The sequence below is a fragment of the Tenacibaculum sp. SZ-18 genome (assembly GCF_002813915.1).
Classification (GTDB): Bacteria; Bacteroidota; Bacteroidia; order Flavobacteriales; family Flavobacteriaceae; genus Polaribacter.
Genome location: NZ_CP019335.1, coordinates 2,118,787 through 2,131,252, shown reverse-complemented (window position 1 = coordinate 2,131,252; position 12,466 = coordinate 2,118,787). Strand labels below are relative to the sequence as shown.

General features: G+C 32.1%; 8 protein-coding genes. 6 read left to right on the top strand and 2 right to left on the bottom strand.

Going from position 1 to position 12,466, the window contains the following annotated elements; genetic code table 11:
* Positions 1–55: 55 nt before the first annotated feature.
* Both BTO06_RS09325 and BTO06_RS09320 read right to left on the bottom strand, forming a co-directional pair.
* Positions 56–919, bottom strand: a complete 864-nt coding sequence (locus BTO06_RS09325; protein ID WP_157811792.1) for a hypothetical protein — start codon at positions 917–919, stop codon at positions 56–58.
* Between the two features lie 333 nt (positions 920–1,252).
* Positions 1,253–2,866, bottom strand: coding sequence for a CTP synthase (locus tag BTO06_RS09320; protein ID WP_100925043.1), 1,614 nt, complete (start codon positions 2,864–2,866; stop codon positions 1,253–1,255).
* A gap of 218 nt (positions 2,867–3,084) precedes the next feature.
* Between BTO06_RS09320 and rpmH the strand changes: the two genes are divergently transcribed.
* From rpmH to BTO06_RS09290, 6 genes are all read left to right on the top strand, one after another.
* Complete coding sequence (rpmH, locus tag BTO06_RS09315; RefSeq protein WP_028891113.1) at positions 3,085–3,246, top strand: 50S ribosomal protein L34; 162 nt, start codon at positions 3,085–3,087, stop codon at positions 3,244–3,246.
* 125 nt (positions 3,247–3,371) lie between these two features.
* Positions 3,372–6,224 carry a carbamoyl-phosphate synthase large subunit gene (carB, locus tag BTO06_RS09310; protein WP_100925042.1) on the top strand — a complete coding sequence of 951 codons (2,853 nt, stop codon included), beginning with the start codon at positions 3,372–3,374 and terminating at the stop codon, positions 6,222–6,224.
* 134 nt (positions 6,225–6,358) lie between these two features.
* On the top strand, positions 6,359–6,814 hold the full coding sequence (locus tag BTO06_RS09305) for a MarR family winged helix-turn-helix transcriptional regulator (RefSeq protein WP_100925041.1): 456 nt from the start codon (positions 6,359–6,361) through the stop codon (positions 6,812–6,814).
* Positions 6,815–6,823: 9 nt separating this feature from the next.
* Entirely contained in the window at positions 6,824–7,954 is a 1,131-nt protein-coding gene (locus BTO06_RS09300) for an efflux RND transporter periplasmic adaptor subunit (RefSeq protein ID WP_100926763.1), read from the top strand.
* 3 nt (positions 7,955–7,957) lie between these two features.
* Complete coding sequence (locus BTO06_RS09295) at positions 7,958–11,116, top strand: efflux RND transporter permease subunit (protein WP_100925040.1); 3,159 nt, start codon at positions 7,958–7,960, stop codon at positions 11,114–11,116.
* Positions 11,035–12,453: a TolC family protein gene (locus BTO06_RS09290; RefSeq protein ID WP_232731436.1), complete on the top strand. Its 1,419-nt coding sequence runs from the start codon at positions 11,035–11,037 to the stop codon at positions 12,451–12,453. The genes BTO06_RS09295 and BTO06_RS09290 overlap by 82 nt, the downstream gene beginning before the upstream one ends.
* The last annotated feature ends 13 nt before the right edge of the window (positions 12,454–12,466 follow it).

Below are 12,466 nucleotides of genomic sequence, written 5' to 3'. Positions count from 1 at the left end.
CAACGGCCTTTCAGATCTCTTTTTAATTGAAAAATATTGTGAGATCAGCTAGTTCTTAAAAATAGAAACCTTGTATATGTACACCTTGTAATTTACTCCCTCTAGGATTTCCAGCTACTCCAGGTGAAACAATCCATGGTTGCCATCTACCATTACTATATACTTGATATAATAAAAGATCAAATAATTTTTCATTATTGTCTACGTTGGGAAGCATTTCAATTTGCAAAGCTTCAGCATGTTTACCCGATTTCCATGCTTTAATTCCAGTGCTTGGATCACTATCTAACGTTACCCAATTAGACCAAGTACTATTTGCATCTGAGAAAGCCCTAAGACGAACAGGATAATGAGTTTCCATAATTCGTTCCCAAGGATTTGAGTTGTCCCTTATACCAAAACTAAACCCCCACATAGCTTGTTTAGCTCCTCTATACTTTGTTTTTCTATGACCAACTCTAGTAGAAGAAGCTATGTTGGGGTTAAAACTTTGAGATTTTTTATCACTACTAAAATAACCGTTGCGGGCGTTTTTCCACCTTTGAAACCTCCATTCGAAACTTAAAGTAAAAGGAACTCTAACCATTTCATTTCTTTGAACAATTTTAGATTTGAAATTATTTTGAAGAGCTTTTTCTGGAGATACTTTTAATAATCCTGTTGTAGAGTCATAAGTATTTAAAAAGGCTTTAGAGGCTTCAAAGCCTTTTATCTTTTCAATTTCATTATTTATTATTGTCACTAAATCACTAGGTAGTGATGTAATAATTTTTTGTTGACTGTCCTTTAATACAAAGAATACAGAATTTTCAGTAGAATTTTCAGTCATGTTTTCTATACCTTCATTGTTATTACAAGATTGAAAGATAAAACTAAGTGATATGACTAGTATTAGTGCGAAAATAAAATTTCTTTTCATGATTTTAAGATTTATTAGATGTTTTAGATTTACTAGATGTTTAAAGACAATCAAATATTTTGTCTTTTTTAACTGAACTTAAGTTTGTTCAAAGTTATACAATCCTTAAAAAAAACTTTTTTTTCTCATATAAATGTGACCATTTTCACAGAAAGAGGTATGAATAAAATGAGAAACTAAATTAAATTTTTTCAATTAGGGACAAAATATCTGTTTTCAGGGACTAAAAATTATAATATAAATATTTTGTTTGAAAAAAGTAATTGCAAAAAAAACATCAACTACAAATTATATAATTGTAATTGATGTCTTCAAACTATAAATGAAGTTTTATTATTTCTTCGAATAATTTATAGCTGCTTTAATAAAGCTTAAAAATAGAGGATGTGGATTTAACACAGTACTTTTGTATTCTGGGTGATATTGCACTCCAACAAACCATGGGTGAGTTGGAATTTCTACAACTTCAACTAAACCTGTTTTAGGGTTAATTCCTGTAGCGATCATTCCAGCAGATTCGATTTGAGTTTTATAATCACTATTAAACTCATATCTGTGTCTGTGACGTTCGCTAATATTATTGTTTTGATACGCTTCGTAAGCTTTAGATTCTATTTCTAAAGTACAATCCCAAGCTCCTAAACGCATTGTACCTCCCATATTTGTAATTTCCTTTTGTTCTTCCATTAGGTTAATTACAGGATGAGCTGTATTCTCGTTCATTTCTGTAGAGTTTGCTTCTTTTAAGCCTACAACATTTCTTGCATATTCAATTACTGCCATTTGCATTCCTAAACAAATTCCTAAAAACGGAATATTATTTTCTCTTGCATACCTTACGGCATCAATCTTTCCTTCAATTCCTCTTTCGCCAAAACCGGGAGCTACTAAAAGTCCATCTAAATCGTTTAATTTACTTTCAACATTCCCGTTCTCTATCTCTTCAGAGTGAATCCAACGAACATTCACTTTTGTCTCATGAGTAGATCCGGCGTGAATAAATGCTTCAGTAATTGATTTATAGGAATCATGTAATTCTACATACTTTCCAATCAATCCTATCTCAATAGATTGTTTTGGGTTTTTATATTTTTTTACGAAGCAGTTCCATTCACTAAGTGCCGGTTGCTTCTCAGAAGATAGTTCTAATTTTTTCAACACCACAGAATCTAAACCTTCTTCGAACATTAAATTTGGAACATCATAAATAGTTTCAGCGTCTAAAGATTGTATAACATCTTCTTTCTTTACATTACAGAATAAGGCAAGCTTTCGCTTAATATCCTCTGAAATTTCATGCTCTGAACGACAAACTAAAATGTTTGGACCAATTCCACTTTGCATTAACATTTTTACAGAGTGCTGTGTTGGTTTTGTTTTCAACTCACCAGCTGCAGCTAAATAAGGAACAAGTGTTAAATGAATTACAATAGCGTTATCTTCTCCCAATTCCCATTGTAATTGTCTAACTGATTCTATGTATGGTAATGATTCAATATCACCTACTGTACCTCCAATTTCAGTTATCACTATGTCATATTTACCTGTATTCCCAAGCAATTTAATTCTACGTTTAATTTCATCAGTTATGTGAGGAATAACCTGAACAGTTTTTCCTAAGAACTCTCCTTTACGTTCCTTGTTTATTACCGATTGATAAATTCTACCTGTTGTTACGTTATTCGCCTGAGAAGTAGGAATATTTAAAAAACGCTCATAGTGACCTAAATCTAAATCCGTCTCAGCGCCATCATCCGTTACATAACACTCTCCATGTTCATATGGATTTAAGGTTCCTGGGTCAATATTAATGTAAGGATCTAATTTTTGTATTGTAACCGAGTATCCTCTTTCTTGTAATAGTTTCGCTAAAGAGGCGGCAATAATACCCTTTCCTAAGGAAGAGGTAACTCCTCCAGTTACAAATACATATTTTGTGTTGTTCATGCAGTATTAGGTTTGCGCAAAAGTAATAACATTGACAGTTTTCACAATAAAAATCTGAGAAAATTCGATGAGTTTTGAACTAAAAAAAAATATCGCAAAAAAAAATATTTAATAACTTGTCAAGTTGAAAAACAGTTGTATATTTGCAAACGCTTTTAGCAGTCGGAATTTCACTATTAGCAATAATTAATTTTTGAATATTTCAAGTTTATTTTAAAATGAGTAAAAGAACTTACCAACCATCGAAAAGAAAGAGAAGAAACAAACACGGTTTCAGAGAAAGAATGGCTTCTGCTAATGGTAGAAAAGTATTAGCTAGAAGAAGAGCAAAAGGAAGAAAAAAGTTATCGGTTTCGTCTGAATCAAGACCGAAAAAATAATGATTTAGAGTTGTTTATATTAAGGTGTTACTTTTTGTTAGTAACACCTTTTTTTATACCTAATCAATTAATATTTATATTTTTACAACACAACAAGCAAAACACGCAAAAACAAAACAACACAAATGCCTAAGAGAAAAGACCTAAAATCGATTTTAATTATTGGATCAGGGCCGATCGTAATTGGACAAGCATGTGAGTTCGATTATTCTGGTTCTCAAGCTTTACGTTCTTTAAGAGAAGATGGAATAGAAACGATTTTAATCAATTCTAATCCAGCTACAATCATGACCGATCCTTCAATGGCTGATCATGTGTATTTATTACCTTTAAAAACAAAATCTTTAATTCAAATTTTAAAGGAACATCCACAAATTGATGCTGTACTACCTACCATGGGAGGACAAACAGCTTTAAATTTATGTATTGAAGCTGATGAGAAAGGTATTTGGGAAGATTTCGGAGTTGAAATTATTGGAGTAGATATTGATGCTATTAATATTACAGAAGATAGAGAGAAGTTTAGAGAGTTAATGGGACAAATAGATGTACCGATGGCTCCTCAAGCAACAGCAACTTCATATTTAAAAGGTAAAGAGATTGCTCAAGAATTTGGTTTTCCATTATGTATTAGAGCATCATTTACATTAGGTGGCGCAGGAGCTTCAATAGTTTACAATGAAGATGAGTTTGAAAAATCATTAACAAGAGGATTAGAGATTTCTCCTATTCACGAGGTAATGATTGATAAAGCTATGATGGGATGGAAAGAATATGAGTTGGAGTTATTACGCGATGATAATGATAATGTTGTAATTATCTGTTCTATTGAAAATATGGATCCAATGGGAATCCACACAGGAGATTCAATTACAGTTGCGCCGGCTATGACACTTTCTGATAAAACATATCAGAAAATGCGTGATATGGCAATTAAAATGATGCGTTCTATTGGTGAATTCGCAGGTGGATGTAATGTTCAGTTTGCTGTTTCTCCAGACGAGAAAGAAGATATCATTGCGATTGAGATCAACCCACGTGTATCTCGTTCTTCTGCCTTAGCATCTAAAGCAACTGGATATCCAATTGCAAAGATTGCTGCTAAATTAGCTATCGGATATACGTTAGATGAGTTAGATAATCAAATTACAAAATCTACTTCTGCTTTATTTGAGCCAACATTAGATTATGTAATCGTAAAAATTCCTCGTTGGAACTTTGATAAATTCGAAGGTTCTGATAGAACTTTAGGTCTACAAATGAAGGCTGTAGGTGAAGTAATGGGAATTGGACGTTCTTTTCAAGAAGCTTTACACAAAGCTACTCAGTCTTTAGAGATTAAACGAAATGGTTTAGGAGCTGATGGTAAAGGTTATAAAGATTACAACCAAGTAATTGAAAAATTAACTAACGCTAGTTGGGATCGTGTATTCGCAATTTATGATGCGATCGCAATGGGAATACCATTAAGTAAGATTTACGATATCACAAAAATTGATATGTGGTATTTAAAGCAATATGAGGAATTATTCCAATTAGAAAAAGAAATCTCTACATATACAATTGATACTCTTGATAGAGAATTATTATTAGAAGCTAAGCAAAAAGGATATGGTGATCGTCAAATCGCTCATATGTTAGGTTGTTTAGAAAGTGAGGTGTATAAGAAGCGCGAAGAGTTAAAAATTAAGCGTGTATATAAGTTAGTTGATACTTGTGCTGCAGAATTTAAAGCTCAAACTCCATATTACTATTCAACATTCGAAAATGAAGTTGAAACTGCAAACGGAGACAAACTACCTGCGAATGAAAGCGTCGTTTCGGATAAGAAGAAAATAATCGTTTTAGGTTCTGGACCAAATAGAATTGGACAAGGAATTGAATTTGATTACTGTTGTGTTCATGGAGTTTATGCTGCTAAAGAATGTGGTTATGAAACAATTATGATTAACTGTAATCCTGAAACTGTTTCTACAGATTTTGATACAGCAGATAAATTATACTTCGAGCCCGTATTCTGGGAGCATATTTATGATATCATTAAGCATGAAAAACCAGAAGGTGTAATCGTTCAGTTAGGTGGACAAACAGCTCTTAAATTAGCAGAAAAGTTAGATAGATACGGAATCCCAATTATAGGAACAAGTTATAAATCGTTAGATCTAGCCGAAGATAGAGGGAGTTTTTCAACATTATTAAAAGACAATAATATTCCTTATCCTAGATTTGGTGTTGCAACAAATGCAGATCAGGCTTTAGCTTTAGCTGATGAGTTAGACTTCCCAATCTTAGTTCGTCCATCTTATGTATTAGGAGGTCAAGGAATGAAGATTGTGATCAATAAAGAAGAGTTGTTAGAGCACGTTGTAGATTTATTACGTAAGATTCCGAACAACAAATTATTATTAGATCACTATTTAGAAGGAGCAATTGAAGCGGAAGCTGATGCAATTTGTGATGGAGAAAATGTGTATATTATTGGTATCATGGAGCACATTGAACCATGTGGAATTCACTCTGGAGATTCAAATGCAACATTACCACCTTTCAACTTGGGAGAGTTAGTAATGGAGCAAATTAGAGAATACACTAAGAAAATCGCATTATCGTTAAATACAGTTGGTTTAATAAACATCCAGTTTGCAATTAAAGACGATAAAGTTTACATTATTGAAGCAAATCCAAGAGCTTCTCGTACAGTTCCATTTATTGCAAAGGCATACAAAGAACCTTACGTAAACTATGCAACGAAAGTAATGTTAAGAGAAAATAAAGTAACTGATTTTGATTTTAAACCTGAGTTGGAAGGTTATGCAATCAAACAACCAGTGTTCTCATTTAATAAATTCCCAAATGTTAATAAGAAACTAGGGCCAGAAATGAAGAGTACTGGGGAAAGTATCTTATTTATTGATAGTTTAAGAGACGATGACTTCTATGATTTATATTCAAGAAGAAAAATGTATTTAAGTAAATAGACTGAATAATTTTATAATTTAAAAACAGCCTGAAGATATTTTCTTCAGGTTTTTTTTAACAGAAACTTAACTAGTTGTATATACAACTAAATTAAACTTTTGAACTACTTTCGCATCTTAAAATTCAGATTTATATGGATTTAGAAAAAACATTGGCACCTTGGTTAGGAAAAACAATGAAAATGATTGATAATCTTATTCAAGACCTGTTTTATGAACAAAATATTAGCCTAACTAAAACGCAATGGGTTTTATTGAAGAAGTTACACGAAAAGGATGGAGTAGCACAACAAGAACTCGCTTTTTTAACTGGTAGAGATAAAACTTCACTCACCAGATTAGTGAATACAATGGAAAAGAAGAATCTTGTGGCAAGAATACCATCGAAATCGGATAAACGAATCAATCATGTTTTTTTAACAAAGAATGGAGAATCTTTATTTAAAGAATCTCTGCCAATTATTGAAAAGTTTGTTACCGCGTTACAGGAAAATATTTCTGAAGAAGAAATCAATTTAACTATAGCAGTTATAAAAAAAGTACAAGAAAACCTAATATCAAAATCAATAAAAGGTTGTAATAGCAACTAAATGTTTAATATGAGAAAACTAATCATTACTGGAGCAGGACTGGCCATTTTGGCTTTATCATTTTTACTGTATAATTTCTTTAAAAATAGTAAGAAAAACCCAAATTCTAAAGCAACTAAAATAGAGAAAACGGTTTTTGTTGATGTTGCACAAAACTCAGAAATTCCTATTGAAATTACCGCTAATGGAAACTTAATAGCCAAAAATAAAGTAGATGTTTACTCTGAAGTACAAGGAGTTTTACAAACTACCGGAAAGGATTTTAGAGTCGGTACAGCTTATCAAAAAGGACAAACCTTATTAAAAATTAACAATCAAGAATTTTATGCTTCTCTTCAATCTCAAAGGAGTTCGTTACAAAATTTGATTGCATCCGTTATGCCAGATCTTCGTTTAGATTATCCAGAGTCATTTGAAACTTGGAATGCATATTTGCAGAATTTTGATATTAATAACACTTTAAAGTCTCTACCAAAGGCAAAAACATCTAAAGAAAAGTATTTTATTTCTGGAAAGAATATCTATGTAACTTACTATAACATAAAGAATCTGGAAGTACGTTTGGGTAAATACAATATTAAAGCACCATTTAGTGGGGTTTTAACAGAAGCCCTAGTAACCGATGGAACTTTGGTAAGAGCAGGTCAGAAAATGGGAGAGTTTATTGATACTTCTGTATTTGAATTGCCACTGTCTGTGAGTGCGAGTTTTGCAGATATGTTAGTAAAAGGTAAAAGCGTAGAATTATTTAATCTTGAGAAAACCAAAAGTTGGAAAGGTACTGTTACCAGGATAAACGGAAAGATTGATCAGTCTTCACAAACAATCCAAATATTTATTGAAGTAAAAGGTGAGGGTTTAAGAGAGGGAATGTACTTAGAAGCAAATGTAACTACAAAATCTGTTCCTGAAGCTTTCGAACTTAACAGAAAGTTATTGGTTGAAAACAAAGCTATTTATGTAGTAAAGAATGATAAGTTAGATCTTATTACTGTTAATCCAGTTCATTTTAATGAGAACTCTGTAGTTGTTAAAGGAATTACCAATGGAGAGCAAATAGTTTCTAAATCCATTGCAGGAGCTTATGTTGGTATGCCTGTAAAAATATTTTCGGAGAAACAACAATCTGATAAAAAGTAAGAAATGAAAAAAATAATAGCATATTTCATAAAATATCCGGTTGCAGTAAACATAATTATTCTTGCATTCGGAATTTTAGGTTATTTTGGATATTCAACACTGAAATCTTCTTTCTTTCCATTAACAAGAGCTAAGTTTATAACAATTAATGTAGTGTATCCCGGAGCATCTCCTCAGGAAATAGAGGAAGGAGTTGTGTTAAAGATTGAAGATAATTTAAAAGGATTAGTTGGTGTTGATAGAGTTACTTCTACCTCCTCTGAAAATGCAGCTAGTATTACTGTAGAAACGTTAAAAGAGTATGATATTAACGTTGTTTTAGCCGATGTCAAAAATGCAGTAGATAAAGTTCCTAATTTCCCAACGGGAATGGAACCACCGGTTGTTGCAAAAAGAGAGAATATCGCTGAAACTATTAGTTTTGTTGTGACAGGGAATCAAGTTCCTTTAAAATCTTTAAAATCTATAGCGAGAGACATTGAAAGTGATATTCGAAGACTCGATGGAATTTCACAGATATCTATTTCGGGATATCCAGATGAAGAAATTGAAATAGCAGTTCGAGAGAATGATTTATTAGCCTATAATTTAACATTTAATCAGGTAGCAAATGCAGTGTCATCAGCAAATATTCTTACAACAGGTGGATCGGTAAAAACAGATGCTGAAGAATATTTAATCCGAGCTAATAATAGGTCATATTATGGAGACGAGTTAGATAACTTGGTGGTAAGAGCAGATGCTTCTGGAAGAATTATTAGATTAAAAGATGTAGCTACTGTAAGAGATATATGGAACGAAACACCCAATAGAAATTACTACAATGGTAATTTAGCGGTTCGTGTTCAAGTAAGTAATACAAATAGTGAGGACTTATTAAGCACTGCTGAAAAAATTAATGAATATATCGAGAAGTTTAATGAGGAACATCAAAATATAAAGATTGAAATTACACGTGACTCTTCAATTACTTTAAATCAGCGTACAAAATTATTATTTAAAAATGCTTGGCAAGGAATGTTGTTGGTAATGTTATTTTTATCACTTTTTTTGCGTCCTCGATTAGCATTTTGGGTGGCAGCTGGTTTACCTGTAGCTTTTTTCGGAATGTTTATGTTGGCTGGATATTTTAATATCACAATCAACGTATTGTCATTATTCGGAATGATTATCGTAATTGGAATTTTAGTAGATGATGGTATTGTAATTTCTGAGAATATATATCATCATTTTGAAAAAGGAAAAAATCCAATTCAGGCGGCTATTGATGGAACCATGGAAGTAGTACCACCTATTATTTCTGCAATAACTACCACCGTTTTAGCATTTTCAGTATTCTTCTTTTTAGATGGAGATATTGGAGAGTTTTTTGGCGAAGTAGCAACAGTGGTTGCATTAACATTAATTTTATCTTTGGTAGAAGCATTAATTATTTTACCTGCTCACGTTGCACATTCTAAATCGTTAGATAGAAATCAAAAACTATATAAATTCAATAAATATGCTGAAAAAGTAATGAATTTTATGAGAGATAAAATTTATGCACCAGCACTTAAATTCGTATTAGAATTTAAATTTTTCGGATTGGTAATTCCAGTTTCTTTATTGATGATTACCATGGGAGCATTTGAAGGAGGTATTATTAAAGGAACTTTCTTCCCTTCAATCGCCAGTGATCGTGTTTCCGTAAATTTAACAATGCCACAAGGGACAAGTGAGAAAATTACAGACAGTATCATTTCAGTAGTTGAAGATAAAGTTTGGGAAGTAGAAAAAGAATTTACTAAGAAATATGCAGTTGAAGGAGAACCTGTTGTTGAAAATGTTTTGAAGCAAATTGGTCCAGGTTCTTCCCGAGCTTCTTTGCGAATCAATTTATTACCAGGAGAGGAAAGAACTTTCGGTTCTAGAGAGATTACAAATGAAATTAGAGATCGAGTAGGAGAGGTATATGGAGTTGAGTCATTATCGTTTGGTTCGGGTGGAAATTTTGGAGGAAGTCCTGTTTCTGTCTCTTTATTGAGTAACAATATTCAGGAATTAAAGGCTGCAAAGTCCGAATTGAAAGAGGAGCTCAATAAGAATCAAGAATTAAAGGATGTTGTTGACAATGATCCGCAAGGAATTAAAGAAATAAACATAAAGTTAAAAGACAATGCGTATTTATTAGGTTTGACCTTAAATGATGTAATGTCTCAAATTCGCAGTGGTTTCTTTGGAAGGCAAGCACAACGTTTTCAACGTGGACAGGATGAAATTAAAGTTTGGGTTCGGTATGAACGAAATGAAAGATCTTCAATTAAGAATTTAGACGATATGCGAATTGTAACTTTAACAGGGGCGAGAGTTCCACTTAACGAGATTGCTACTTATGAAATTGAAAGAGGTGAAATATCAATAAATCATTTAGAGGGGCAAAGAGAAATTAAAGTAGATGCCGATATGAAGGATGCTCAGGCTAGTGCGACAGATGTTCTTACTGATATTAAAGAGAGAATAATGCCGCAAATTAAAGCTAAATATCCATCTGTTACGGCTTTGTATGAAGGACAAAATAGAGAAGCTTCAAAGGTTTCTGATTCTGCTACATTAGTTGGTCCTGTGATCTTATTATTAATTTATATCGTAATTGTATTTACATTCCGTTCTTATGGTCAACCTTTTATGTTATTAGTAATGGTACCATTTAGTTTAATCGGTGTAGCTTGGGGTCACTACATTCACGGCTTTGCTGTAAACATTCTTTCACTTTTGGGGATTATAGCACTTATTGGAATCATGGTAAACGATGGATTAGTTCTCATCAGTAAATTCAATAGTTTCTTAAAAGAAGGAATGAAATATGAAGATGCTTTATTCGAAGCAGGAAGATCAAGATTTAGAGCAATTTTCTTAACTACAGTGACCACAGTAGCAGGATTAGCACCGTTAATTTTTGAAACAAGTAGACAGGCACAGTTTTTAATTCCAATGGCAATTTCTATTGCTTATGGTATTGTTATTGCGACTTTCTTAACCTTGTTAACATTACCAGTTTTATTATCAATTTCTAATTATACAAAAGTATATTTCTTCTGGTTATGGGAAGGAGTAAAACCAAAGAGAGAAGAAGTGGAACGAGCAATAAAAGAATTAAAATCAGAAAACGAAGAATTAGCATAAAAGATAAAATGATGAGAAAACATATAATAAATACACTAAGCGTATTTTTGATTAGTACTACTTTTTATGCACAAGAAGTTTTAAGTAAACAAAAAGCCTTCGAATTAACCATGGCTAACAACTTTGATATAAAAGTGATAAAGAATAATCTTGCTATTGCAGAAAATAATAAAAGTATATACAATAGTGGTTATTTACCTTCTATTACGGGAAATGTAGGAGCGAGATATACTAATAACGATACAGATATTGAATTTCAAGATGGAACTTTGAATTCTGTAGCCGGTGCAGAGTCAGAAAATTACAATGCATCTATCGGTTTAAATTATGTCATTTTTAATGGTTTCAGTAGGCAAAATACCTTTAAGCGTTTAAAAGAAAGTTACAACTTATCTGAATTGCAAGCTCGTCAAGTAATGGAAAATACTATTATAACCTTATTTATAGCTTATTATGAAGTTGGTAGATTAACTGAAAATGAAATTACTCAGAAAGCAGCATTAACTATTTCAAAAAAGAGATTAGAGAGAGCAAAGTATGGTTTTGATTATGGACAAAGAACCAAACTTGATGTTTTAAATGCAGAAGTTGATGTTAATAACGATAGCATAAGTTACATCGATATTCAAAGGCAATTGAACAATGCGAAGCGTGATTTAAATGTAGTTTTAGGAAGAGATGTAAATACTGCTGTAATGGTTGATACAAATGTTTTATATGATCTTAAGATGAATTTGGCCGACATTTCAAAAGAAGCGAGAAATAAAAATGCTAATTTATTACAATCAAAAAAGAATATTGAGTTAAGTAAGTTAGATGTTAAAATTAATCAAGCTGGTTGGATGCCAAATGTAGGTTTAACAAGTTCTTATGCCTGGAATAGAAATACAGGAGATGCAACGAATGCTTTTAGTCCAATTAGCAATACACAAACTGGTTTAAGTGCTGGGGTTAATTTAACCTGGAATCTTTTTGATGGAGGTAGAACAAGAACGAATGTGAAAAATGCTAAAATAGCAGTAGCGAATCAAGAAATTAGAAAGGCACAGTTACAAGATCAATTAGATCGAGATGTAAATAATGCTTGGGAAACATATCAAAATAGGTTATTTGCTTTAAAAGCTCAGGAACAAAATGTGATAACTAGTACGTTGAATTTTGAACGATCAAATGAAAGGTTTAAACTTGGTCAAATTTCTTCTATTGATTTTCGTCAGGCTCAAGTTAATCTGATAAATGCTGAGTTAAGCAGAAATAATGCAAAGTTTGTCGCAAAAAATGCTGAATTACAGTTATTACAGTTGGCTGGAATTATATTAGATCACAATAACTTCTAAAAAAGCCAAAGAA